21 protein-coding genes and 3 pseudogenes are annotated in these 25,509 nt (G+C 57.8%); 8 read left to right on the top strand and 16 right to left on the bottom strand.

The genetic code is table 11. The annotated features are described in order from the left end of the window. Nucleotides 1-72 precede the first annotated feature (72 nt). Nucleotides 73-387, top strand: a complete 315-nt coding sequence (locus H040_RS10475) for a hypothetical protein (protein WP_027917346.1) — start codon at nucleotides 73-75, stop codon at nucleotides 385-387. A gap of 18 nt (nucleotides 388-405) precedes the next feature. On the opposite strand, the gene H040_RS10470 is transcribed toward H040_RS10475, so the two are convergent. The 12 genes and pseudogenes from H040_RS10470 to rfaD all read right to left on the bottom strand — a co-directional run bounded on the left by H040_RS10470 (nucleotide 406) and on the right by rfaD (nucleotide 14,033). Continuing rightward, nucleotides 406-1,998 carry an ArnT family glycosyltransferase gene (locus H040_RS10470; protein WP_112312812.1) on the bottom strand — a complete coding sequence of 531 codons (1,593 nt, stop codon included), beginning with the start codon at nucleotides 1,996-1,998 and terminating at the stop codon, nucleotides 406-408. After that, a complete protein-coding gene (locus H040_RS10465) occupies nucleotides 1,998-3,371 on the bottom strand; it encodes a UDP-glucose dehydrogenase family protein (RefSeq protein WP_050437174.1) in 1,374 nt (457 codons plus the stop codon). Before H040_RS10465 ends, H040_RS10470 begins: the two co-directional genes overlap by 1 nt. Beyond that, entirely contained in the window at nucleotides 3,368-3,781 is a 414-nt protein-coding gene (gene arnF / locus H040_RS10460; RefSeq protein ID WP_027917344.1) for a 4-amino-4-deoxy-L-arabinose-phosphoundecaprenol flippase subunit ArnF, read from the bottom strand. The genes H040_RS10465 and arnF overlap by 4 nt, the downstream gene beginning before the upstream one ends. Further along, complete coding sequence (gene arnE / locus H040_RS10455) at nucleotides 3,778-4,122, bottom strand: 4-amino-4-deoxy-L-arabinose-phosphoundecaprenol flippase subunit ArnE (RefSeq protein WP_027917343.1); 345 nt, start codon at nucleotides 4,120-4,122, stop codon at nucleotides 3,778-3,780. Before arnE ends, arnF begins: the two co-directional genes overlap by 4 nt. Then, nucleotides 4,119-5,768, bottom strand: a complete 1,650-nt coding sequence (gene arnT / locus H040_RS10450; protein ID WP_027917342.1) for a lipid IV(A) 4-amino-4-deoxy-L-arabinosyltransferase — start codon at nucleotides 5,766-5,768, stop codon at nucleotides 4,119-4,121. Before arnT ends, arnE begins: the two co-directional genes overlap by 4 nt. Further along, nucleotides 5,765-6,649, bottom strand: coding sequence for a 4-deoxy-4-formamido-L-arabinose-phosphoundecaprenol deformylase (arnD, locus tag H040_RS10445; RefSeq protein WP_027917341.1), 885 nt, complete (start codon nucleotides 6,647-6,649; stop codon nucleotides 5,765-5,767). The genes arnT and arnD overlap by 4 nt, the downstream gene beginning before the upstream one ends. Beyond that, nucleotides 6,649-8,655 (bottom strand): bifunctional UDP-4-amino-4-deoxy-L-arabinose formyltransferase/UDP-glucuronic acid oxidase ArnA, encoded by a 2,007-nt coding sequence (arnA, locus tag H040_RS10440; RefSeq protein WP_027917340.1) that lies wholly within the window; start codon nucleotides 8,653-8,655, stop codon nucleotides 6,649-6,651. The genes arnD and arnA overlap by 1 nt, the downstream gene beginning before the upstream one ends. Then, nucleotides 8,652-9,674, bottom strand: coding sequence for an undecaprenyl-phosphate 4-deoxy-4-formamido-L-arabinose transferase (gene arnC / locus H040_RS10435; protein ID WP_027917339.1), 1,023 nt, complete (start codon nucleotides 9,672-9,674; stop codon nucleotides 8,652-8,654). Before arnC ends, arnA begins: the two co-directional genes overlap by 4 nt. Beyond that, complete coding sequence (gene arnB, locus H040_RS10430) at nucleotides 9,671-10,819, bottom strand: UDP-4-amino-4-deoxy-L-arabinose aminotransferase (RefSeq protein WP_027917338.1); 1,149 nt, start codon at nucleotides 10,817-10,819, stop codon at nucleotides 9,671-9,673. The genes arnC and arnB overlap by 4 nt, the downstream gene beginning before the upstream one ends. 476 nt (nucleotides 10,820-11,295) lie before the next feature. After that, nucleotides 11,296-12,006, bottom strand: a pseudogene (locus tag H040_RS10425) (efflux RND transporter periplasmic adaptor subunit); the annotation flags it as partial. Beyond that, nucleotides 12,003-12,665: pseudogene (locus H040_RS10420) on the bottom strand (efflux RND transporter periplasmic adaptor subunit); the annotation flags it as partial. The pseudogenes H040_RS10420 and H040_RS10425, both read right to left, overlap by 4 nt. A gap of 342 nt (nucleotides 12,666-13,007) precedes the next feature. Continuing rightward, the gene (gene rfaD / locus H040_RS10415) at nucleotides 13,008-14,033 is read right to left on the bottom strand and encodes an ADP-glyceromanno-heptose 6-epimerase (protein ID WP_027917337.1); all 1,026 of its coding nucleotides are present in this window, start codon (nucleotides 14,031-14,033) and stop codon (nucleotides 13,008-13,010) included. Between the two features lie 560 nt (nucleotides 14,034-14,593). On the opposite strand from rfaD, the gene H040_RS27265 reads away from it, so the two are divergent. The 4 genes from H040_RS27265 (at nucleotide 14,594) to H040_RS10400 (ending at nucleotide 18,327) form a co-directional block, all read left to right on the top strand. After that, a complete protein-coding gene (locus H040_RS27265) occupies nucleotides 14,594-15,793 on the top strand; it encodes a hypothetical protein (protein ID WP_143512516.1) in 1,200 nt (399 codons plus the stop codon). 309 nt (nucleotides 15,794-16,102) lie between these two features. Next, on the top strand, nucleotides 16,103-17,383 hold the full coding sequence (locus H040_RS10410; protein WP_027609243.1) for a tyrosine-type recombinase/integrase: 1,281 nt from the start codon (nucleotides 16,103-16,105) through the stop codon (nucleotides 17,381-17,383). Between the two features lie 73 nt (nucleotides 17,384-17,456). Further along, nucleotides 17,457-17,768 carry a hypothetical protein gene (locus H040_RS10405; RefSeq protein WP_027609242.1) on the top strand — a complete coding sequence of 104 codons (312 nt, stop codon included), beginning with the start codon at nucleotides 17,457-17,459 and terminating at the stop codon, nucleotides 17,766-17,768. Nucleotides 17,769-17,886: 118 nt separating this feature from the next. After that, on the top strand, nucleotides 17,887-18,327 hold the full coding sequence (locus H040_RS10400; RefSeq protein ID WP_033693257.1) for a hypothetical protein: 441 nt from the start codon (nucleotides 17,887-17,889) through the stop codon (nucleotides 18,325-18,327). Nucleotides 18,328-18,677: 350 nt separating this feature from the next. Here the strand turns inward: H040_RS10400 and H040_RS10395 are convergent, their stop codons facing one another. Beyond that, nucleotides 18,678-18,953, bottom strand: a complete 276-nt coding sequence (locus H040_RS10395; protein WP_027609240.1) for a helix-turn-helix domain-containing protein — start codon at nucleotides 18,951-18,953, stop codon at nucleotides 18,678-18,680. A 142-nt stretch (nucleotides 18,954-19,095) separates the two neighbouring features. On the opposite strand from H040_RS10395, the gene H040_RS10390 reads away from it, so the two are divergent. The 3 genes and pseudogenes from H040_RS10390 (at nucleotide 19,096) to H040_RS10380 (ending at nucleotide 21,728) form a co-directional block, all read left to right on the top strand. Next, a complete protein-coding gene (locus H040_RS10390) occupies nucleotides 19,096-19,557 on the top strand; it encodes a hypothetical protein (protein WP_176431015.1) in 462 nt (153 codons plus the stop codon). 151 nt (nucleotides 19,558-19,708) lie between these two features. Further along, nucleotides 19,709-20,467 (top strand): SIR2 family NAD-dependent protein deacylase, encoded by a 759-nt coding sequence (locus tag H040_RS10385; RefSeq protein ID WP_027609238.1) that lies wholly within the window; start codon nucleotides 19,709-19,711, stop codon nucleotides 20,465-20,467. Between the two features lie 78 nt (nucleotides 20,468-20,545). Then, nucleotides 20,546-21,728: pseudogene (locus H040_RS10380) on the top strand (Fic family protein). A 478-nt stretch (nucleotides 21,729-22,206) separates the two neighbouring features. On the opposite strand, the gene H040_RS10375 reads toward H040_RS10380, so the two are convergent. The 3 genes from H040_RS10375 to H040_RS10365 form a co-directional block, all read right to left on the bottom strand. Beyond that, nucleotides 22,207-23,520 (bottom strand): adenylate/guanylate cyclase domain-containing protein, encoded by a 1,314-nt coding sequence (locus tag H040_RS10375; protein ID WP_027609237.1) that lies wholly within the window; start codon nucleotides 23,518-23,520, stop codon nucleotides 22,207-22,209. After that, the gene (locus tag H040_RS10370; protein ID WP_027609236.1) at nucleotides 23,508-23,891 is read right to left on the bottom strand and encodes a Pycsar system effector family protein; all 384 of its coding nucleotides are present in this window, start codon (nucleotides 23,889-23,891) and stop codon (nucleotides 23,508-23,510) included. The genes H040_RS10375 and H040_RS10370 overlap by 13 nt, the downstream gene beginning before the upstream one ends. Before the next feature lie 266 nt (nucleotides 23,892-24,157). After that, nucleotides 24,158-25,162, bottom strand: coding sequence for a hypothetical protein (locus H040_RS10365; protein WP_027609235.1), 1,005 nt, complete (start codon nucleotides 25,160-25,162; stop codon nucleotides 24,158-24,160). Nucleotides 25,163-25,509 lie beyond the last annotated feature (347 nt).

Here is a 25,509-nt window from a genome sequence, read left to right as displayed (position 1 = left end):
GACGGAACTTTCATGTTGAATGGCTTAAACCAGCGGTAACGCGACAGACTTGCTTGCACAGGGTTAGGGACCATGCACATTTCGATGTTTGGCCATCATTTGTTGTTTCTGATGTTGTTCATTACATCTGTGGTCAGCTGGCTTTACCTGTGGCTGGTAGGGTTTATGCACGCGTCAGTGGCGACCAGCGACTGTCCGGTGCTTAAACCGGACGTCTTGACCGTCGTGGGTCTGGTGTTGACGCTGAGCTGCGCCGTGCTGGAATTTTTCAGCCCGTTCGAAGGGCTCACGCTGTTGATCGTGCTGCTGGTGATCGGCCTGGTCTTGCCCTGGGGCGGTGCATTGGGCGGCCGGTATCACGAGCGCTTGCGCGCTGGCAAGGTGTAGATGGACATTGGCTGAGGTTCAGTGCCCGAGGTACACCAGCACATAGTCGTTGTTGTCGAAGCGCCCGCTGAGTTGCGGCTGCAGCGTTTGCAAGCGTGCCTGTTGCAAGGCCTGGAAGTCGTGGCGATCCATCATCAACCAGGCAGGCCCCTGCAACGCTTGCAGTTGCGCAGGGGTTTCGCTGAACAGGGGCTGCATGTCGTGGTCGAGGTTGACCATGAACTTGATGGCCTTGGCATCGCGGCCCAGGTGGTGCAGCACCAGAGGGGCAGGTTGCTGCGTGACCTGTTCGAGCACGGCCTGGGTGAAGCTGCGGGTGTCATACAGGCGGCGCTCCACGGGTTCGAACACCGATACATAGACCAACCACAACGCCATGACCGCGCAGCCAGCGGTGACCTCGGCACGCCAGCGTGACTGCAAGAGCCGCGACAGCGCCCACAACTGCAGGGCCGCCAGCACAACCAGCAGCACCGTGGTGGCGCCGATCTGCTCGGGGAAGCGCCCCTGGGCGACCAGCACGGCAATCATCATCAGCCCCGGCGTCAACAGCCAAAGCCCCTGGGTCAAACCGCGAAGCCAGGCGAACAGCCGCCCCTGTGTGACCTGGAACGGGTACGCGGCGATGATCGCAACCATCGGCAGCATCGGCAGCAGATAGCGGGCCTTCTTGGCCAGCGGGATCGACAACCCGAGCATCACCAGCAGTGCCGCGGCCGCGCAGTAACCGACCAGGTACAGCGCCGGCCCACGCAGCTGTGCACGGCCCAGCCCTGCACCGAGCAGTGCCAGGATTGCCAGTGGATAGGCCAGCGCGTAGTTGCCCAGCGAACTGGTGAAATAGTACAGCGCGCTGCTGGCGCCCTCGCTGCCGTCCATGCGCCCCATGAACTGCATGCGGATCACGTCATCCAGAAACGCCTGGCCGCCGCTGGCTTTTGCCATCCACAGCAACAGGCCGACACTGGCGACAAGCAGCAGGCTGGCCAGCCCCCCGAACAACAACAACCGCCGCCATTGGCCTGTGAGCAAGTAGTAGCTGCACAGGATGCCGGTCGGCACCACCAGGCCGATCGGCCCGCGAATGCCGAAACCCAGCAGCAACAAGCCAAACACCAGCGGCCAGCGGCGCCCGGCGCCACGATTGTCGTGGGCATAACCCAGGTAGAACACGCTGAAGGCGACCGCCGCCAGCATGAGGTCCTGCGACACGGCCCGCACTTCGCTGACGAACGTGATCGTCAGCAGCAGCAAGGCGATGCTGCTCCACGCCCAGCGCAGCGAGAACGGGGCCAGCAGCCGGTACATCAGGGTCACAATGAGCGCCCCGGCGATGGCGCTGGGTAGCCATGCGGTCAGGCTGTTGACAGCGCCGAACGGCAGTGACAACAGCCAGATGAACAGCGTCGAGAGCGAGGTGTAGTCGGCATAAGGTTGCCCATAGGTGGTCGGGAACACCGTTGGCCCATGGCGCAGCATCTCCTGAGCGAACAGCACGAAGCGCGAGTCGAAGCCGATGGGCGCCTGCCCATACACCCCGGCGCAGAACAGCAGCAGCGCCAGTAGCCCTGCAAGCAGGGACTGCCGGCGAACGGTGAGTGGCAGAATCATCACGCCGCTTTCGAACCCTGGCGGGGCAGTTGCGGGGCAACCGGCAATTGGCAAGAATCGCCACGGCCGATCGGGAAGTACTTGAACCCTTTGCGCGACAGACGCTCGGCATCGTAAAGGTTGCGCCCGTCGAAGATCACCGGTGCCTTCAGGCGCTGCTGGATCAGCTCGAAATCCGGCGCCTTGAACTGCTGCCATTCGGTGCAGATGATCAGCGCGTCGGCACCGGACAACACCGACTCCGGCGTCCCCATCAGCATCAGTTTCTCTTCGTTCGGGTACAGGTGTTGGGTTTCCTGCATGGCTTCGGGGTCGAAGGCACGCACGCTGGCACCGGCAGCCCACAGCGACTCGAGCAGCACGCGGCTGGGGGCGTCGCGCATGTCATCGGTGTTGGGCTTGAACGCCAGGCCCCACAAGGCGAAGGTCTTGCCTGCAAGGTCGCCGTTGTAGAACGCATGGATGCGCTCGAACAGCTTGTGCTTCTGGCGCTCGTTGATGGCCTCGACCGCCTGCAGCAGGTCGCTGGAGCAGTGCACCTGCTCGGCACTGTGGATCAGCGCGCGCATGTCCTTGGGGAAGCACGAGCCGCCATAGCCGCAGCCTGGGTAGATGAAGTGGTAGCCAATGCGGGTGTCCGCGCCGATGCCCTGGCGCACCGACTCGATGTCAGCCCCCAGGTGTTCGGCCAGCTCGGCGATCTGGTTGATGAAGCTGATCTTGGTGGCGAGCATGCAGTTGGCGGCGTACTTGGTCAGCTCGGCGCTGCGCAGGTCCATGAACATGATGCGGTCATGGTTGCGGTTGAACGGGGAGTAGAGGTCGCGCATCACATCGCGCACGTCTTCCCCCTCGCAGCCGATGACGATACGGTCCGGCCGGCGGCAGTCGGCGACGGCTGAACCTTCCTTGAGGAACTCCGGGTTGGAGACGATATCGATACGCAGCTCACGGCCACTGAGCGCCGTGTTGATGTGCGCACGCAGGGTGTCGCCGGTGCCGACCGGGACCGTGGACTTCTCGACCAGGATCAGCGGTTCCTGGCGGTGGCGGGCAACGGCATCGCCGACCGACAGCACATACTTGAGGTCCGCCGAGCCGTCCGCGCAGGAGGGCGTGCCGACGGCAATGAAGGCGACGCGGCCATGTTCGACGGCGAGCTTCTCATCGGTGGTGAACTGCAGCCGCCCGCCATCCATGCCTTCGCGCACCAGGCTGGAAAGGCCCGGTTCGAAGATGCTGACATGGCCTTGGCGCAACAGCTCTACTTTCTTCTCGTCGACATCCATGCACACCACATCATGGCCAACCTCGGCCAGTACTGCGGCTTGCACCAGGCCGACGTACCCGCTACCAAACACTGTAATTTTCATGGAGCACTCCTTGATGCGGGCGAACGGGCCGGACGCGTATTGATCGTGATGACCCCGAGCATGACCAGTGCCACGCCCAGTGATTTGCCAAAGCTGAATGATTCGTCGAACAGCGGCAGGCTGGCCGCCAGCAGGTAGACCAGGGCGTAGCTCAGGCTCAGCAGCGAGTAGGCCCGGCCCAACGGCAGGTCGCGCAGGGCCAGCAGCCAGCAGAGCATCGACAGGCCGTAAGCGGCGATTGCCGCCAGCACCACGGCCACGGCGAGGGTATCGAGGCCCTGGCTGGTCAGTGTCGACAACCACTGGCCAGGCTGTGGTAGGCGGGTCATGCTCCAGCGCATGGCCAGCTGGGCAGCGCTGACCAGCAGCACACTCCCCAGGGCGAAAGCGATGCCAAGGCGCTGGTTCATGATTGCTGCCCCAGCAAGGCCACCCCGGCGATGACCATGGCCACGCCCAGCCAGTGACGGCGATCGACCGCTTCATGGAAGCCGAAGCGGGCGATCAGGGTGATGACCACGAAGTTCAGGCTGAGCATCGGGTAGGCGATACCTACCTCCATGCGCTGCAGTACCAGCAACCAGACCAGCAAACCGCTGCCGAGGGCGAGCAGGGCCAGCCACAGCCAGGGCGAACGCAACTTGTCCGTCCACGGCCCCGCCTGCCCACGCCAGCTTTCCACGGCGAACTTCTGCGCTACCTGGCCCAGGCAAGTCAGCAGGCAGGCTGCCAGCAGCAGTAGCCAGCTCATGGCGCGACCTTGGGCAGGATGAGGATCACCATCTTGCCTTGCTGGTAGCGCGTGCCATCGTCGGGCAGCAGGGCGAGCTCACGCTGTTCATCTTTACCCTTGACCCGCATCACCACGGCGACCGTGCCACTGCGGCGAGCATCGTCGACCCACGGGCGGACGTTCTTGTCGTTCAGCCGGCGCCCCTGGCCTTCAGGGGTCGCCAGGCCGTACTTCAGTTCGCCGACGGTGTTGTAGAACGCCACATTCGGCTGTTGCAGGCGCCAGGCCAGGGCCGAGGCAGCACCAAGGTCATTGCTCAGCAGGTGCGTGGCGCCAGTCAGTTCATCGAGGTGCTGCAGGATGAACTGGTCAGGCATCTTGTTGCCTTCCACCGACTTGGGCAGTGCCGCCGGCAGCAGGGCCATCAACAACAGGCTGCCGAATACCGGAGCCGCCCAGCAGCGCAGCGGCGACAGGGCCTGGGCCAGGTTGGCGACAGTCCATCCCGCCAGGGCAACGCACATCATCAGCATGCCGGTCAGTTCGTGGTCGTACACGGGCTTTTTCAACTGCAGCCAAGCCAGTGCGATCAGGGCGACCACGCCCAGCACCACGTTGAGCCAGCCATTGATGCCCAGTGCGCGACCTTTTTGCAGGCGCAGCCGGTCATCCAGTGCATGGCCAATCAGCAGGGCCATGGGCAGCAGGCACGGGAAGACGTAGGTCGGCAACTTGCCCTTGCTCAGGCTGAAGAACAGCAACGGCATCAGCAGCCACAGCAGCAAGAAGACGATCTTGGGCTGGGTGCGGCTCTGCCAGGCCTGTTTCAGGGCCGGCGGCAGCGCGCCGACCCAGGGCAGGCTGTAGGCCACCAGCAACGGCAGGTAGTAGTACCAGGGGGCACTGTGCTGGGCATCGTCACCGGCAAACCGGCGGATGTGCTCATGCCAGAAGAAGAACCGCCAGTAATCGGGCTCCTGGACATGCACCGCCAGCACCCAGGGCAGGCTGACAACGATCGCCACCACCACGGCCACTGGCCCGTAAACCAGCAGTTCGCCCCAGCGCTTCTGCCAGAGCATCCACGGCAGCGCGATCAGCACCGGCAACAGCCAGGCGAGAAAGCCCTTGGTCATGAAGCCCATGGCGCAAGCCAGCCCCAGCACCGCCCAGGCCGCCAGGCGCTGGCCGTTGCTGCGGCTGTCCACGGCGAACCACAGGGCCACCAGGCTGAGGTTGACCCACAGGGTGAACTGCGGGTCGAGGTTGGCATAGGCTGCCTGGCCCACCATGACGCAGAAGCTCATGTAGACCAGGGTGCAGACCAGGCTCTTGCGCGGGTCGTTCCACAGGCGGCGTGCCACCAGGTAGCACAGTGTCAGGCTCAGCCCGACACTCAGTGCCGAGGCAAAACGCACGCCGAACAGGTTCTGGCCGAACAGCCCCTGGCTGAGGGCGATCATCCAGTAGCCTGCGGCAGGTTTTTCGAAGTAGCGCAGCCCCATCAAGTGGGGCGAGACCCAGTTACCGGTCAGCAGCATCTCCTGACTGGCCTGGGCGTAGCGGGTTTCGTCGGGGATCCACAAGCCATGGCCGCCCAGTGGCAGCAGGAAGGCCAGCACGAACAGGCCGAACAGCAGCGGTAACGTCCAGCGTCTGCTCATGAGCCTTGCACTCCCAGCCAGCCTTCACGGCCTTGCAGGGTGCCGCGCTGCACACTGGCAACGGGCAAGGTGTCGAGCGAGGCGGGGAGCAACTCGCCCAACGGTTTGAACGCAATCTCGCGCTGGCGTGCATCGGCCAGCAAATGGCGAAAGTCCTGGGCCATCAGAATCCCTTCTACCTCTGCATGGATGGTGTAGACGTTGAGTGCCTGGGGGCGGAAGCGCCCCAGGATGAATTCGTTGAAGTGCGTGGCAGCCACCTGCGGGCCGACGACCTCGTCGAAGGTCGGCATGTCCACCGGAACCTGCGGCGCCCCTGCCGAACCGTCGGCCAGGCGGGGGCGGAACAGGCTGCTCCCTCGGCAATCGCTGTTGTAGCGGAAGCCGAAAGCCTGCTTGGCCTCGATGACCCGCTCATCCGCGCGCCAACCGGCGACGGCCGAACAGTCCACTGGCGCGCCGAGGATGTCACTGAGGGTGTCGACGCCCTGACGGATCTGCTCGGTCAGCTGCGCCATGCTCCAGTGCCCGGCATTGGCCTGCCAGCCGTGGTGGTCCCAGGCGTGCAGGCCAACCTCGTGGCCGGCGTCCCGGGCCTGACGCATCAGGTGCCCGAGGTCACGGCCAATCGGCTTGCCGGGCCAGGCCGTGCCGGCCAGGAGAATGTCCCAGCCGTACAGCCCGGCGGCATTGGAGCGCAGCATCTTCCACAGGAACTGCGGGCGGATCAGGCGCCACAGGTGTCGCCCCATGTTGTCCGGCCCGACACTGAAGAAGAACGTCGCCTTGACCTGTGCCTCGTCCAGCAGCTCCAGCAGGCGCGGCACACCTTCACGGGTGCCGCGGTAGGTGTCGACATCGATGCGCAACCCTGCCTGCATCAGCGTGCTTCTTCTGCCGGGCGGGCCTCGATCTCGCGCATGGCTTCACGCAGGAAGAAGTCCAGGGTGTTGCCGATGGTCTCGCGCATCTCCACGGTCGGCTCCCAGTTCAGCAGGCGCTTGGCGTTGGCGATGCTTGGCTTGCGGTGGGACACGTCCTGGTAGCCGCCGCCGTAGAACGCCTTGCTCTCGACATCGCGGAACCCGGCAAACGGTGGGAAGTGGCTACGCAGCGGGTGGGCTTCGAACTGGCGCAGCAGCTCTTCGCCAAGCTGGCGGATGCTGGCTTCGTTGTCCGGGTTGCCGATGTTGATGATCTGGCCGTTGCAGGCATCGTTGTCGTTGTCGATGATCCGTGCCAGGGCCTCGACGCCGTCGGCGATGTCGGTGAAGCAGCGTTTTTGCGCGCCGCCGTCGAACAGGCGGATCGGCGTGCCTTCCACCAGGTTCAGGATCAGCTGGGTGATGGCGCGGGAACTGCCGATACGCGCGGAGTCCAGGCGGTCCAGGCGTGGCCCCATCCAGTTGAAGGGGCGGAACAGGGTGAAGTTCAGGCCTTTCTGGCCATAGGCCCAGATGACCCGGTCGAGCAGCTGCTTGGAGACCGAGTAGATCCAGCGCTGCTTGTTGATCGGCCCCACTACCAGGTTGGAGGTGTCTTCATCGAAGTTCTGGTCCTGGCACATGCCGTAGACCTCGGAGGTCGACGGGAAGATCACGCGCTTGTTGTATTTGACGCAGTAGCGCACCAGGCGCAGGTTTTCTTCGAAGTCCAGCTCGAACACGCGCAGCGGGTTGCGGGTGTATTCGATCGGCGTGGCGATGGCCACCAGTGGCAGCACCACGTCACACTTCTTGACGTGATACTCGATCCACTCGGAGTGGATGCTGATATCGCCTTCGACGAAGTGGAAACGCGGGTGGTTGCGCAGGCGTTCGATGGCGTCGGAGCCGATGTCCAGGCCGAAGACTTCGTAACGTTCGTCGCTGAGCAGGCGCTCGGACAGGTGGTTGCCGATGAAACCGTTGACGCCAAGGATCAATACCCGGGTGCGGCGCTTGGCGCTGCGCGAATCGGCGCCGCGCAGCAGCGAGCCTTCGACTAGGCCCAGTTCAGCGGCCAGCTGCGAGCCGCCCAGGTACAGGCCGTTGCCATTGCGCTGACCGGCACTGATCACCAGCGAGTCTTCGCCACAAGCAATGCGCAGCGGGTCGGTGCTGATTACCCGGCCAGGGGCCAGGCCATCGTTGCCCTTGACCACGTTGGCGCTCCAGACGATCAGTTTGTGCTCGCCGACCGGGCAGAACGCACCTGGGTAGGGCTGGGTCACCGCACGCACCAGGTTGAACAGGGTTTCGGCAGGCTGTTGCCAGTTCAGCCGGCCATCGGCTGCGGTGCGACGGCCGAACACCGTGGCCTTGGACTCATCCTGCGGGGTTTCGCTGACCTTGCCCTGGCGCAAGTTTGGCAAGGTGTCGCGCAGCAGGTCGGCGGCTGCGGCGCGCAGTTTGCCATGCAGGCTCAGTGCGGTGTCGCTGCGTTCGATGGCCACCCGCAGCTGGGCGACGATGGCGCCGGCGTCGGCGCGCTTGACCATGCGGTGCAGGGTGACGCCGGTCTCACGCTCGCCGTTGACCAGCACCCAGTTGGCCGGCGCACGGCCGCGGTAGCGCGGCAGCAGCGAGCCATGCAGGTTGAAGGCGCCCTTGCGGCTGGTGGCCAGCAACTGTTCGCTGAGCAGGTTGCGGTAGTAGAAGGAGAACAGGTAGTCCGGGGCCAGCTGGCTGATGCGCTCGACCCACAGCGGGTGGTTGACGTCCTCCGGCGCGTGCACCGGGATGCCTTTGCGTGCGCACAGCTGTGCGACCGAGGCGTAGAAGGTGTTTTCCTTGGGATCGTCGGCATGAGTGAACACCGCTGCGATGTCATAACCGCTGTCGAGCAGGGCTTCAATGCCGGCGCAGCCGATATCGTGGTACGCGAAGACAACTGTTTTTGCACTCATGAGTGAACCTGACCCGAAGTGGAGGAGTTGAAACCGTCAACGGTGACGTTTTGTGCCGGAACAGGCGGCGGGCCGCTGCGCAGCACTTTTTCGATGAAGAATCGCGGGCGGGCGCGCACGTCGCTGTACATACGCCCCAGGTACTCGCCTAGCAGCCCCATGCCGATGAACTGGCCACCGGTGAACACGAACAGCACGGCGAAAAGGACGAACAGGCCGTCACCGGCCCAGCCCGGGCCGAACGCCAGGCGCAGCACGATCAGCACCATGGCAAACAGCACGCCGAGCGCGGCCATGCTGAAACCGACGATGCTCAGCAGGCGCAACGGCGTGGTGGTCATGCAGGTGATCAGGTCGAACATCAGGCTGATCAGGCGCATCGGGCTGTACTTCGAATCCCCGTGTTCACGTTCGGCGTGGGTCACCAAAATTTCGGTGGTGTGGCGGGCGAAGCTGTTGGCCAGGATCGGGATGAAGGTGCTGCGCTCGCGGCAAGCGAGCATGGCGTCGATCACCGTGCGCCGGTAGGCGCGCAGCATGCAGCCGTAGTCGCTCATGGCAACGCCTGTGGAGCGCTTCACCGCGTAGTTGATCACCTTCGATGGCCAGCGGCGCAGGGCTGAGTCCTGGCGGTTGCTGCGCACCGTGCCGACCACGTCGAAACCGCGTTCGGCTTCGGCGACCAGGCGCGGGATTTCTTCCGGCGGATTTTGCAGGTCGGCGTCGAGGGTGATCACCACGTCGCCCTTGCACTGCTCGAAACCAGCCATGATCGCTGCGTGCTGGCCGTAGTTGCGGTTGAGGATCACCGCCACGAACGGGCTGTTCTCGGCTTTGGCGGCCTCTTCGAGAATGTGCGCGGAGTCGTCGCGGCTGCCGTCGTCGACCAGCACGATTTCATAGGGGTGACGCAACTGCTGGCAGGCGGCGCCTGTGCGGCGCAGCAGCTCGGGCAGGCTTTCCTCCTCGTTGTAGACCGGGATGACGATGGACACACAATGTATCGGGTAAGGTCTCACGAGCGATTTCCCACAAGCTGTTCAATGGCAGTGACGACCCGGTCGAGGTCGTGGTCGGTCATGTCAGGGAACAATGGAATGGAGCACAGCCGCGCCGAGTTCCATTCGGTGTTTGGCAGCGAGAGCTGCGGATCGCGCTGGCGGTACCAGGTGTGCAGGTGGGTGGCGATGAAGTGGATGCCGGTGCCGATGCCGCGCTCCTGCAGGCCTTTCATGAAGGCTTCGCGGTCAAGGCCGCAGCGTTCGCTGTCGATGCGCAGGATGAACAGGTGCCAGGCGTGCTGCTGGTCGTAGCCCGGAACGGCCAGGGGCTGCACTGGCAGGCCTGCTAGACGCTGCTGGTAGAGGCCGGCCAGTTCGGTACGGCGGGCGTTGATGGCATCCAGGCGCTTGAGCTGCACCAGGGCTATTGCGGCGTTGATGTCGGCAAGGTTGTACTTGAAGCCGGGTTCGATGACCTGGGCCTGGGGCTTGCGGCCATGGGTCAGGCGGTCGTAGGCATCGACACCCAGGCCATGGAACTTGAGCATGCGCACGCGGCTGGCCAGGGCTTCGTCATCGCTGACGAACATGGCGCCTTCGGCGCAGGTCATGTTCTTGATGGCATGGAACGAGAAGATTGCCGTGCCTTGGGCACCGACATGGCGGCCCTTGTAACGGGTGCCGGCAGCGTGGGCGGCATCTTCGATGACAGCGATGCCATGCTTGTCGGCGAGGGCGTACAGGGGGTCGAGGTCGAAAGCTGCGCCCGCGTAGTGAACCGGGATGATGGCCTTGGTCCGTGGGGTGATCGCCGCCTCTATGCGCGCCGCATCGGTCATCAGGGTATCGCGGTCGACATCGACGAATACCGGCGTGGCACCGAGCAGTGAAATCATATTGGCCGTGGAAACCCAGGTCTGCGACGGAGTGATGACTTCATCCCCAGGGCCGATACCCAGTGCCAGCAAAGCGATGTGCATACCGCCAGTGGCCGATGACAGGGCTACCGCATGGCGGCAACCAACGTACTGTGCGAACTGCTCTTCAAGTGCCTGGTTTTGTGGGCCGGTGGTGATCCAGCCCGAACGCAGGACCTTTTCGACAGCCGCAATTTCCTCGTCGCCCATACTAGGACGCGAGAAAGGGAGAAACGCCTCACTCATGAGCACCTCGGTAATACAGCAAATTGACAGAACCCATTGATTTAATGGGGTCCATTGCCAGCGTAGACGCAAAGAAAACTTTTGCATCAAGTACATAGGCAGAAAGTAGGGGGGTTGCGCTAAGTCAGTTTTGTCTGCGGGGGCTCAGTCTTCCGTGCCGTAGTGATTGACAGTGGCTTATTCGGCCAAGGTTATGCCGGTTTTTGTGAAATAAGTATAAAAAATAGGTAGCCTTCTCATTACATTGCCAACATAGACAGCTAAGGTTCAGCTTTCTGACTTAGTGTTTGGCGGGCAATAAAATTGAAACTCAAAAACACTCATTCGGGTGAATGTAAAACTGTGCTTGTAGTTGACCGAATAGTCGTTGTTACTTGCCGCGTTTCAAGGAATCAGGGGCTGGCCTAGGATTTGGGAATATAGGCCACGCTTTGATCATCACGGGCATGCAGCCACTGCTCGCCAAGGCTGGGCTTTGCTTCCACCGGCTGGTTGGGGCGCACGTGCACCTGGCTGATCACCCCGTCGATCGGCGAGCTGACGATCTGCGCCTGGCGCGAGACGATTTGCGCCGGTGCCAGTGCGCTCTGGCGTACTGGCACCAGTAACAGCCCGGCGAGCAGCAGCACGGTCAGCAGCACCTGGCGGCGGCTGGGGCGCCAGCGGCCAAGGCGCTGACGACGGGTCAGCGCGCTCCAGCAATAGGCCCAGGTGCGGGTCAGGCCGTCCAGGTGCTGGTACAGCGCCGCCGGCGGTGCCTCTTCCAGCAGCACCAGCAGCCCCCAGCGTTGGTCGGCCGGGGTGTGCAGCGGTCTGCAGCAAAGGCCGGCAGGCCACCACTCGGCCCAGCCCTCGGCGATGTCGGGCGGTGGCGCAGCCGTGGCCTCGGTCAGCCAGACGGGCTTTTCATCGCTCAGGTGGCTGGCCAGCCAGCGGCTGGCACGCTTGAGCCAGACCAGGTAGGGCGAGTCTTCGCTGGGACGCGCCAGGCCAGAAACGCATAGCAGCTCGAGCCCGCCCTTGCCTTGCCGCCAGACCAGCGCCTGGTGGAAGGGCAGCAATGGGTAAAGATCGTTGGCCATGCTGAACGCCAGGGCATTCAACGACTCGGCGGCCATGGCTTTGTCACGCAGGGCGTCCAGCTGCAACAACAGCTGTGGGTGGGGCAGAGGCTGGTTCACGGTCATGGCGCAAACCGCGCCGTGCCGCTCATGCCCGCCATCAGCTCAGGCAAAGAAAGCCTGGTCGAAGCGTGCTTCCAGCTCTACGGTCTGCGCCACCGCGTCGACCCTGGCATTGATCACGCTGATCTTGGCGGGGTAGGTCTTGCCAGTTTCGTGCACTTGCACTTCCAGCGGCTGGCCCGGGCTGAGGGTCTTGAGCTGACTGGAAGGCACGTTCAAACGTCCTTTAGGGCGCCATCGCTGACCAGGTCGAACAAAGGGGTATCGGCGCTGACGGTCTGGTAAGGCTTTACGTAGACCTTGGCGACATGGCCGGAGAAGGGTGCCTGCACCAGGCAATAACTCATCTGCGCCTCGCCCATGGCGCGGGCGCCGTCTGCCTTCTGGACTTCGGTGTTGGCTGCTGCCACCTCGATATCGCCTACTGCATCGAGCTTGCGAAGTTGCTTCTTGGCTTCCAGGTTCTGCCGGGCCATGGCCAGTTCGGCTACCGCCACCTTGCCCCGCGCCTGGGCTTGGTTGCAGTTGAAGCGGGCGAGGGTGGCGCCTTTGGCGACCCGTTAGCCAAAGCGGGTCTTCAGTTCACCCAAAGTGCCGTTCATCTGGCTCGACAGGGTGGTTTCCAGCTCGGCTGCGAGTAGCACGCGGATCGGTGATGAGTCGTCGGCCGGAACCTACTGTTCGGCGTGGGCGGTAAGGCAGATCAAGGCCACAAACAAGGGCAGGCTATGACAGGCAAAGCGAGGCATAGGCATTCTCGGTTCCTTGTCGAGAAACGTCGGGACGCACGACTAAAACGCTGCAACGCATTAATACTAGGAAGGAATTTGCACTTTGCCCAATGACATGGAAAAGCAGGGGCTTGGCAGTTTCCACGCATGACTTCACGGGCGCCAAGCATAACTACACTAAATGACTATTTAGTGTAGTTATCGCTAATGAACCACCAATAAATAACCGTGCACCAGCTGAAAAATACCCGAACTGCGTAATTCCTCGCAATATTAAGCCACCTGTTTGCTTGGGGCAGGCGGTGACCCCTGGATACCTTGCAACCAGTCGCAGTAACGTGCCACACCTTGCTGAACTGCCAAAGTGGGTGCCGTATAACCGACAGCGCGCAAGCGCTTCAGGTCGGCACAGGTGTAACACTGGTACTTGCCACGCAAATGTTCAGGAAATTCGCCGTACTCCAGAATGCCTTCCAGCAAGGCCATTTCAAGTGGCAACATGGGTTGGCCTTGCCGCTCGCGCAGCCGATTGATCACAGCCAAGGCCACATCATTGAACGGCTGTGCGCGGCCACTGCCAACGTTGAAGATGCCACTCAGTTGCGGGTGATCGAGGAAGAACATGTTGACCTTAACCACGTCTTCAACAGAGACGAAATCACGCAGATGGCCACCGTTCGGATAATCGCCATAACTGCCGAACAGGCTGACTTTGCCGTTGGCCTGGTACTGGTTGAAGCAGTGCAGGGCCACAGACGCCATGGCGCCTTTGTGCTGTTCGTGGGGCCCGTAGACGTTGAAATAACGCAAACCGACGATCTGGCTACGTGCAACCGACAGCTGCCGACGTACCTGTTGATCGAACAGGAACTTTGAATAGCCATAGACATTCAGCGGGCGCTCACATTCGCGCTGTTCGCGAAAGTCCTGTCCGGCGCCGTAGACGGCTGCCGACGATGCATATAAAAGCGCGATCTGCTGTTGCTGGGCAGCGGCCAGCAGTTCACGACTGAACCGGTAGTTGTTATCCATCATGAAACGACCGTCAGCTTCGACGGTACTCGAGCATGCGCCTTGGTGCAGCACGGCGCGCACCTTGCCGAACTGGCCACGGCTGAAACGCTCGAGAAAATCGTCCTTGTCCAGGTAGTCCGAAATTTCGCTGCAGGCCAGGTTGCGAAATTTGTCGCCATCGGTCAGGTCGTCGACGGCGATGATTTCGGTTTCATTGCGATGGTTGAGCGCCTGAACAAGATTGCTACCGATAAAGCCCGCGGCGCCAGTTACGATAATCGTCATGCCATTTTCCCCGTGAGGGTGCGGAGCCCGCATTTTAATCAAGGGGATTTGCGCAGACGTTAACCTCGGTCAACGAATGGACGGGTTTTCGATTTCAGGGGGCTAGTCTGGCTTGAAATCTGACTGCCCCACGGTACAAGCCTTAAATACGAATATGCGCATAATGCATATTATGTTAAATAGCGTATTTCGATAACGTTCCTTTTTGGTTGTCGATTATCAATGTGACCGGCACTCATAGATGCGAATTTTGTAGTTCATAGATGCGCCTGGAAAATCAGTGACTTATCTGTTCGGGCCTAACCGGAGCAGCCTTGAACTACCCTCCAAATACGCGAATTCCAAGTGCATCGACCCCAGACCAATGTTACTCATTGATGATAATTCGGGCTGCGCCCAACTCCTTTAATCTAGAAAACTCAATGGCTTAGAGATTTTTTGTGTAATTCTTAGATGATAAATCCTAGATGCTCCTGCACCTCATAGATGCGAACACCGCTCCGTAGTCCTCAAATGATGTCTGAGCTACACTTGAGTTCAGGCCTGCAAAGTGAACGACCGTGATGATTGAACCCCGACCAATTTATTCTGATCAAGACACAATCACGCTTCCCTTGGATAAGTACTTTGAGCTGCATCCGCAGATTCGTGGGTATATTGAAAAGTTCAAGCATGAAGATAACCCAATAGCTCTATTTGATGCGCTCAGGTTGTTCCTTGCAAATTATATTCGGCATGACCAATCGGCCGAAATTAGCTCTACTTATGCATACTACCGTGGAGTGACTGAGCGGCTACTACTCTGGTCCTGGATCGAGCGTCAACAGCCGCTTTCGAGTTTGCGGGCGCATGATTTTAAGGAGTTCCTCAGATTTTGTGCTTCACCGCCCGATAACTGGGTAGCAACTAGTCCTTTTCGCCGATTTATTTCTGGCGATGATGGTAAACGGGTAATGAATGATTGGTGGCGCCCTTTTTCAAATGCATCAACCAGCGAGGCGTCCGGTCCAAGAGCGCTCGCAGGGATTAAATCTATATGTATCCAGGTTTTCGATTACTTAGCGGCTAAGGCAATTCTAGAGGTCAACCCCGCTTCACAGGTGGAAACTTCTTTCGTCAATAGTATCGGGGGCAAGGGTGTATCGCTGGTAGGGAGACTGGGAACGGGACATCTAAAATACCTTTTAAGGGCGGCAAGGTCCATGTGCGAGCATGACTCTGCGCATGAACGCTCCCTATTTATTTTGGCCATGACAATTTATCTTCTTGTTCCTGTCAGATTCATGTCAGGCAATAAGTTTTGGCAACCAACTTTTTCTAGCTTCCATGAAGATTCGTCTTGGAACTATTTGATTTTTGATTCCGCTAGATCTTTTAAGATTAGCGCTCCTGCTGAATTCACCCCCTACTTAGAGCGCTATCTGAATGCGCGAGACGTCTCATTTATCCAAGGTCGACTGCCAGATGTTGCGCTTTTCACCACAGTTTACGGAAGGCCGGGGTTAAGCGTCAGACAAATTGGTAATATTATGAGGGATGTTTCGTATGTGGCGGCAGATCTGATGGCGAGAGACGGCTGTGATGAAATATTAACTAAACAAGTTTCGGAGGCGCGCATGGATAGCATTCGTACGGCTAGCATTATGAGATCTATTGATACCTATGGGTTTGGCCAGACACGTGGTAGATTGGCTTACGAGACGCTTAATGCCCTTCATAACCGATTCTCCGCTGACTCGACCATGAATTTTGATATGTGAGTTTTTGCGAAAACCGAGAGAGTTGATCGACTGCTTTCATGCCCTTGCGCTGGCATATTTTCATGATTTCCGCCTTAGTGGTAAGCCGGAAATGAATCGTTTGCCATCAAAAGCAATCTCAGCCTTTTAACTCAATGTGAATCCTTGAATGCTGACTATCGTTGCCCCAAGCGTCCATGGGTACGTTGCGTGTTTAAGGCCTGGCGGGTACCATCGATCGGTTGAGATCATTCTGACCAAAATGCTTCTGACTTCCGATTACTGTCATAACTGGAAGTCTATTGTCTTCAAAATTCTGGCTGGTATTTCATGGCGCGCGCACCCCAACCCTTGTTCGAAACCCACGATAACTTCATCGAGCAAGACTTCAGTTTGCACGGCTCACCGCTGGCCTGCGTCGGCGCCTTTCTGGGCGAGTGTGACGCCGCACTGGAGGCTGACCGCGGCTACGCCGCGGTACGTGCGTTCCTGCGCGCCTTTTCCGACAACGCCCAGACGTTCAACTCGTACCGCAGTCATACCGAGCGCTTACTACTGTGGGCGCTGCTGATCCAAGGCAAACCGCTGAATCAACTCAAACGCCAGGATGCCCAAGACTATCTGAACTTCTGTCGAAACCCGCCAGATGACTGGATGGGTCCGGTAACCCGCAGCCGGTTTGTTAGTAACCCGCACGCGCTCGACGCTCGCGAGGCTTACATCCCCAACCCCAAATGGCATCCGTTTAATCTCAAGTCGCGCAAAGTAATAGCTGCAGAAACTCCGAGCACCCAGGAGTATCATGCTGCGAATGGCACGTTGAACCAGGTGTTTACCGTCTGCAGTCGCTTCTATGAATTTCTGATTGAAGATGGCTTCGCCCAAACGAATCCGTTTCGGCTCCTCAAGAAAGGCAGCCGTTTTTCTACGCAAGAACTTGAAGTTTCTTCTTCGCGGGCACTTACGCCGCTGCAGTGGGACTTTGTCCTGGATACCGTTGAAGCAATGGCGAACGCCGAACCGGAGCGGCATGAGCGAACATTATTTATTGTTGCTACGCTGTTCGCCATGTACCTGCGGGTTTCCGATCTCGCCGGTCGCAAAAACTGGAAACCCACCATGGGTGATTTCCGCTTAGATGATGAAGGCAATTGGTGGTACTTCGCGGTGGGTAAAGGCAACAAGGCGGCGAAGATTGCCGTGCGGGATATCTACGTAGAGCGCTATTTGAAACGTTATCGGCGATTCCTGGGACTTCCCGAGCTACCTCATTCAGGAGAAACTACGCCGCTGATCACCACGCTCAACGGCCGCGCCGGTTTGTCTGATCGGCAGATCCGCGCCCTCCTCCAAACCGTGTTTGATAAAGCCGTAGAGAAGATGCGCAGCGAAGGCCGCGCGAACCACGAGATGGAAAGTCTGCGCTGTGCGTCCGCGCACTGGCTGCGTCACACCTCCGCCACCTTTGACGCGCCGCTGCGCAATCCTAAGGACCTGCAGGAAGACTTGCGTCACAGCAACCTCAGTACAACCCAGAACACCTATTATCACTCGCATGATCAGGAGCGCGCACATTCGGTTAAGCGCATTGGCATGCGTGACCGCGGTTGAACTCGAATCACCTGGTCGCCGATCGCCAGCCTGCCGTCCAACATGGCACGAAGCCATTTTCTAGGAATTCACAGTGAAAATTACCGGGCGGGTCGAGATTGAGTGCATCACTGATGTCACGTGTGACGTCTGCGGTAGTTCTACGCGCCTGGCTGCGGGCAGTTACCAGTATGGAACCCTACAAGCCCGCTGGGGGTATGGCAGCGAACACGACGGCCAGCGATTCGAGGTACACCTCTGCGAGCACTACTTTTTCCAGACCCTGGCGTACGTGAAGCAGGAGCGTCGCCTTCAACAGCTGTTCAGTGATGAACCGACGGCTGAGGACGGTAATTTGGGCCTGGTTGCCCAGGACGACTACTTCCAGGACACCGGCCGCCGTTGACTGGTCGACCCTCAGTCAGCCGGTGGATCCGAATTGGTGGTGGTCTATCTCTCAGCGGGCAGCTCAGAACGGGTTGCTGACATCCCCTACCCCCTGATTCTTAAGGAGGGTCTCGCAGATGCGCGAAATTCGACAGGCGAGGAATATTGCCGGCCGAGAGGCGATTTTCCAGTCAAAGGCACAATCCAGAGTCATGGCCAGCGGAGATTGGTTGACCTGGGCTGAGCTAAATGCGCTGTTGCCGGCGTTAGCTGAGCAACTCAGCGCCGGCACTCCTGGCCGGTATTTAGACGGTGTGATCTTCTCTATCAACTACGAGGGCGTGGAGTACTTTTCACGTTTTGCCATCGATGCCTGCGCCTTGGCCAATGCGGCCCAGGGAATGCAGCGCGTCATCGCTGTGCTGGCCACCAGGCTGAATGGCTGGGGCATGGCGTTATGGTTCGAATCATCCAATTCGTATCTGGGCGGTAAGCTGCCGAAGGACATCATATCCTCCGACCCCGACGCGGTTGTTCAAGCCGCACAGGACGAGATAGATGGGGTCTTGCATGGCTAGCGGTGCTCGTAGCTAGGCCCATCGCCGCGGCTCGCTCGCTATAACCAAGAGACAAAACCGCTTTATTTAGCGACGCCCTCCTCCATCCAGGCTTCTGGCCGGCAGTCTTCGGCAGTGCTAGTCAGGAATCTTCCACGATTCTCGACACGGTGTCCTGTACAGGCCAATTGAAAAATGGGGAGCAGCGGCGGTGGCCATAGGCATTTGGATGTAGAAGGGGCCACCTTAGCCATGGAATCATCTACGCATAGCTACGCTGCTCCCCGAAGGGGGTTTCAGTGAGCAGCGATGGTAGTCGATTCAGGGCGGCGTGAACACTATAGCGCTCATTTTAGGCTGTGGATCTACGGTCAAGGCTTGAGCGCCTCTTTTTTCACCTGTTTGATGAGCCCGTCGATGCCCACATCCGGATTCTGGATGAGATATGCAGATACGATGAGGCTGAGTGGGTGGACCCCCATGCGGCCGGCCAACTCTTCAATTTTTTGAATAGTTGGCGCCTTGAGTCCGCGTTCGAGGGTGCTGACGTAGGTCCTACTACTGACTACTCCAAAATCTTCCTGCGTCAGGCCGTGAAGAATGCGCATGCGCCGCAGTGCTTCACCCAGGGACTCACGGATTTCCATCATCATTCCTCATAAAAGGAATGATGAAGCGCTATCGAACACGATAGGGCTACAATCTATAGTGTTCATTGTGGGATAATTTGAGCTTTCCAGCCCTGGTGACTGGTCGCCTAGGGGTATGCAGCGCTCAGTGGAGCCCGTTTTGATCTATTTGTCCGAATCTCACACCCGTACTGTCCGTACGGGTTCCTATTGTGAAATTGAAGGGATGTGCTTTTGGGTAACCTTGCGGCCGCTTTTCAACGGTGAGAGCGAGCGAGCAGCTGTGGTTGAAGATGCCTACGAACTCAACGTCTTCCTGTCTCAGGCAACGGGCGTCGAGATCGCGCAGGTACAAATGCTATGCCCTCCTTCCATCACCGGACGTCCGCACTGGAGCCTGGAAGAGCTTCGTAAGATAGTGATTCACCGTGGACTTGAGTCCTCGCAAAGCGCAGTGATTTACGAGACTGCGGTGGCCACCTACAAATTAGGGGATCTCGATTTACGCCTGCGGAAACGGTCACACGCGTTGTACTCGGCGCGAAACCTGAAAGCGCGAATCACCAGCACGGCCCCTCCACCTAAGTCTGCTGACGAACCGCAGTTGTACGCGCACTTTTGATGCAGGAACGCACACCGTCGTTGAACGGTGAAGCCTCCACACTTGGGTTTTTCGGCGCAAGGCCATCGAATTGGCTGTTCACTGATCCGATGCCTCCCGCGGCCGCTCTCCTGGCAGCCTTCCCTACCACGCGTTACGATGATGAATGCTCATGGACACCTTAGCAAAAGCGGCAGACGCATTGCGGGATGCGCAACATATCATGGTGTTTACCGGCGCTGGCGTTTCTGCCGGCAGCGGCATTCCGACTTTTCGCGACCGACTAACCGGGTTGTGGGAGCGCCAAGACCCTCAACGCTTAGAAACCGCGAAGGCATTTCGCGAAAATCCGGCGCTGGTTTGGGGCTGGTACCTATGGCGGCGCCAGCAGGTCACGCAAGCTCTGCCCAATGCGGCACATCAGGCGATCCACCGGTTATCTGGCAGCGGTCGGAATGTCACTGTGGTCACTCAGAACGTTGATGACCTGCACGAGCGGGCGGGCAATCAGGACGTGCTTCATCTCCATGGCAGCCTGACGCTTCCCAAGTGTTTCACCTGTCATCGCTTCGTCGCGGGATCGCTGGAATTTCCGAGCATTCCAGCGGAAGGCGCATTGATAGAACCGCCCCGCTGCCGACGATGCAACGGCCGCTTGCGTCCAGCTGTGGTGTGGTTTGGTGAAGATCTTCCGCCAGGCGCATGGAAAACCGCCAGCCGAGCAGCACGACAGTGTGACGTCATGCTTTCTATCGGGACATCCGGTGTGGTAAGGCCTGCTGCTGACTTACCAGATATCGCGATAGCTTCTGGTGCAGTGGTCGTACACGTCAATAACGTAGATGTATCCATGAATGGGCCGAACGAGATCATGCTGATAGGCCCTGCTGAGAAAATACTGCCACAGCTGATTACTCTGGCGTTGACATGACCATCCACTACCCGGCAAAGAGAAAGCTTTGAAACGTTCTAAGCCTTGGTAACTAGCTGTGCAAAGGACAATGTGGCAATGGCATTCACTCCGTACATCACCCAAGACAAGGCCACGGAGGAACTGCTGGAACAAATCATTCAGATCATTAAGGCTCGACGAGGCTCTTCACACCGGGATTCCAGTCCCATTACGCGTGCCTATGATGAACCTGGTACAGCTTGTAAATTCGTACTACAGCAACAAGATCGAGGGGAACTCAAGCGCACCGATCGACATTCTGAGGGCCGAGGATAGTCCTCATGAGATCGAAGGCGACCAAGGCCTGCAAGAGGTTAAACGGCTCATTGACGCCCAGCGCCGGCTCGTCAATGAGCCAATCAACAAAGTCACCGTGTGTGCGAAGGTCACAATCGCACGCTTACATCGCGAACTCTATGTTGGCGTGCCTGAACGGATGCTGGAAATGCAATCATTCGAGCCAGCGATTTCCGCGCGCATGGTCCCTGGTGAATTTCGCAAATGTGAGGTCCGCGTTGGCCAACACATCCCCCCTACTTCGCAGCAGATGCAGTTGCACCTAAACGACTTTGCGCGCGTGTACCGTCTAGATTGGATCCATGGGCAATCGCGGCTCTTAGCCGCTGCTGCCTCGCACCACCGCCTGATGTGGATCCACCCATTCATGGACGGCAATGGACGTACGGGCCGCCTATTCACAGATCAGTACCTCAAGGCTTCTGGCTTGAGTGGGTCTGGCTTGTGGTCCATGAGCCGTGGGTTCGCTCGCAATATCGCCGCCTATTACGAGATGCTGCGCGCTGCGGATGCTCAGCGCCAAGGCGGATTAGACGGCCGTGGCGAACTTTCGGATAGCGGTTTGCTGCGCTGGACTAGATTCTTCACTGAGACAGCACTGGAACAGTTGCAGTACTTCAGTAAGCTGCTGGAGCCGGAAAGGCTAAATGATCGGATCGACGGCTATTTTGAGATGCGGAGCCGCCGCGTACTGTCAGCCAGTAAGGGCGAGCACCTGCATGAACTGCAGATTAAGTGCCGTGATATCTACAAAACGCTTCTCTGCCTGGGTGACCAGCAACGCGCCGATATCCGTGCGCGCCTGGGTCTCGATGAGGCTACCACGCACAGCCTACTAAGCCTGATGTGTTTAGAGGGGTTGATCACTTTGGACTGCCGTCAGTCGGTATCCCTGAAGCTTTCGCGGCATTCGATAGATTTTCTGTTCCCCTCTCTCTGGTAGTTTGCTCCCGCGAGCATTTTGGTTATCGAGTAGCTAACTCAAAGCCAAGCCGTTAGCGGTGTATATGATCGACAAATAGCCCTGAACCTGGGGAGGAGTACATTTGTACCCCTTCGGGGTGCCAGCAAACTCTGCACCTCTCCCATGCGCCTGGTCGCCCTCGCCCGCTTCAGACCGCCCATTGGTCTCGGCTAGATGAGACATTAGTTTCCCTCAATGGCTTGGTGAGTAAATCTTTCCCTAGATATACTAAACTAGCGGGCGGTGGCCTTTCACCTATTCTACCAAATTCCAAATACTTGAGCCGCGTCCCGCCCCGAGCCCGACGCACCATTGGGCTGGATCCAGGTGCGATGTTACTGCGAGCTTAATATTGGGGGCTGTCATGCCTGAACAATCCTCGAATCACCCAAGCGTCGCGTGCGCTTGACCAGCGAATCCTGCCTGCGGCATAAACTAGGCTCTCTTGTTAAAAAGCTTATATTGGCATCCCAATATAAACGCCAAAATCTTGCTCTGGGATTATCGTTCTATCGTCCACTAGCACCGATACCGACATGTAGTGGAGTCCTGTATACATAGCATCCCGCCAATAACCCGCCCAATACTCCTGTCGCTCTCGATTGAATTTCGCCTCAATGTCTTCGTGATAGGTGTTATCCGCGCCAGCCTCTTCGCCGTGGTTTTTAACTCGGAATCGCACTCTCACATTATCCGGATTCCCTGCAATCACGAACCTGGCTTTGAACTCAATGCCCGCACCTTTTGGAATGGCACGTGAGCAAGCATGATAGTGCTCAGGATCTGCATACACAACATCAGCCCTTGGCTTGAGCAAAGCAGATATTTGGATAGGAGATTCGCTCCACTCTGGCTTCGGCAGTAAATCAAAGTACTTTTTCTGCACTAAAACATGCTTCCGGTAATTTACTGGTCGCCCGTCATTACCAGTATAATTGGGAAGAATGTATCGCTCAATTGACTCTTTGTTATTTACCCATTTGGGCTCTAACAGTTCATCATGCAAGTCGAGTAGCGTCCTAATCGATTCGCCTATCATGACCCTGTTTCGAGGTGCGCTCTGCTGAAGCTTTGCCGCAACGTCAACGAAAAATGATGTTGCAGTCACCTCTGACGAGCCTTGATAGCCATACATGCCCCATAGCACATCATCATGCTGACCATAATCAATACCAACGCGAATACCGACATCATCTACATCATTCTCTCGAAGCTTCGGCGCAACATGTTGCCGCATAAACTCCACTAAATAGCACCCGCAATTCAGAGCATCAATGGCCGCGTTGCGCGCCGACTCACCATCTGAGCGGAAGAATGCCAGAACTGCGTCACCCATAATTCGGTGCACATGACCATCGAAAGCCCTGATAGTTTCTATAGCACACCGAATTATGCTATTTTTGATAAAGAACACTTCTTCAGGACTGTATATCAGGCCGAGCTTTGTCGAGCCTTTGATATCCATGAACAGCGAAACATTAAACCCCCGCTCCGTAGATTCAGACTCCGCCAGATGATCAAAGTCAGGATGACCACCTATACTATGCGCATTCGTTCTCTTTTTACCAAATAAACCTCTAATCGCTTCTTGAATACCGTACTCCGCCTCAGCAATATTAGACTTGGCGAGGATTGTCTGACGCTCATTCAATACTCGTGGTGACCTAGCCCCATACGACTCAAAGGCAGAATCGAACACAGGCGTGCTTTTAGGGATTGACCGTTCGAAAACTGAATCGAACGATTTGTAGACACTTTTCAGCGAAGACATAATTTAACTCCTAAACTGTCCATGACAACAACTAGAACGATCAACCCCATAACCAACAAGCACCATTTGACGCAATTGGCCGCCTTCGATACCACTTGGAATTTTTTTAAAGTTACTTGAGCGACCTCGTGAACCTGAATCGCCAGATCTTTTTCAAATTCCTCTATGGATCGACCTGCCGCTTCCGAGGCATATGTCAATGCGTTGAATTCCTTGGCCACCGAACCGAAGAAAAACAATGATGGCTTATTCGCCCCACCGGCATTGGTTGACAAATCGGGCCAAATCGTCTTTATAACCCAATATATGCTCAGGAGAGCAAGAAACGCTAACAACACCAGCAAGCCAGCAAGCAGATAATTGCTTTCCATTCCAGACTTCAGTATTGCATCGGCTTTTAGTAGCACTCCGCCGAAGACCGCGGCTGAGAACGACGCTATGAGTCCACAGCGAAAATTAACCGTAGATATATAGCCATCATATCTCTTTAGTGTGTCCCACATTCCCGAAATTCGTATTTTTTGGTCGTCTGAAATTGTCACAAATCGCACCCATTCAAATTGTCGATACTTCTGAATCAATACTGAGAATTAGTGGTTTCTAATCCATGCGATGGCTGGATAGGAGTTACCTGTATTTATACTTTTACGGCAAACCTTTCGGAGTCCAGGGAACATACAGCAGAGAAGCCAGTACCCTTCTTAAAGTTCATATTGTGCACAAAGTTCTTCATCGCGTCTGACGGATCAATTGCCTCAAGGTTCAGGCCATCGACTGCGATCCGAGAGAATGCGACGCTGAGAATCGGTTGATCCTCCATATGCCCTGTCGAACTGTTGAGCACGTTATCCATCGCCGTCACGATCACTAGGTCGTCCGGGAGGATGGCCAACAACTCTCTTCCCACACGCAAAGCACAGCTGCAGACGTAATCCTGATGGAGCTCATTGAAACGTCCAGCTGGCATCGCTTTGGTTGAGAGCTTGCCGCTTTTGAGTAGAGACTTGATTTCGGAAGGGATAACGTGTGAACCGTGGATGGCCAGCTTCGCTTCCAGAACTCCGCCCTCATGGACGATCATCTGGATAGATGAGCCTAGGTGTGAGATTTCCTCCAAAGACTCGAAAGCCTCAATAGCATCAAGCTTCGCTTGGCGGTCACCATCGAGGATACGCAGAGCAATATCACGCTCCTCAGCCCAGTCGTCGTGTGCAGTCTTCCATTCATCAAGCTCTGCCTGAAACAGTCTTTCGTCTTCGGCAGCGGCAACGCCGATTCTCACCAAAAGCGCTTCGCGCTGCCGACGCTCAAGCTTGAAAAGCCGTGCCCAGAAGTTAGGGCGATAAGTAGCAGATGCATGATGTGCGGCTTGCTCGAGCGATCCGGCCTTCAAGGGTTGCCTTGGCTCTGGCGTTGAGAGGATCTTCTTCCATTGCACCGGCTCAGCGCATTCTTTGTGCATGGAAAGCAGGAGATCGATGTGATTTTCATAGACCTCTACCTCGTACGCTGCTTGCTCTAGAGCCTCCATCTTATCGAACTCTTTTTGCCGCTTCTCGAGCTCACGTTGCCGACGATGAGCGTTGCGCTCAGCTCGTCTGGCTGATGCCTGCAGCGATCTTACAGTCCCTTTCCAACCCATCACGAGGCTCCATACCGAATGCGTGATGGCACATTAGCATACGCCATCGAATCGTCGGCACGTCGGACGGGCGTAAAATTTTGACACTCAAAGGGATCCAAAACGCTTGCGAACACCAGCTAAGCGCATTATGTTGTGTCACGCAGAAAGAAAAACACTACATGATGTGTTTATGACTTTCTGCGCGGCTCACGATTTACTGCAAACCTCTTGTATCTCACATTGCTGGATGAAGGAGATTCCGTATGACAGATCGTCGCCCTCTCAACCCCAACGTGAACGTTCCAAAGCCTGGCGGTGGTGAACAACCACGGTCTCGCAACAAGGACGGTCAAGTCCGCGATAAA

This window comes from Pseudomonas sp. URMO17WK12:I7 (assembly GCF_003269045.1).
Taxonomy (GTDB): domain Bacteria; phylum Pseudomonadota; class Gammaproteobacteria; order Pseudomonadales; family Pseudomonadaceae; genus Aquipseudomonas; species Aquipseudomonas putida_J.
The sequence above is the reverse complement of the archived record's forward strand: the minus strand, read 5'-3'. Positions and strand labels throughout refer to the sequence as shown.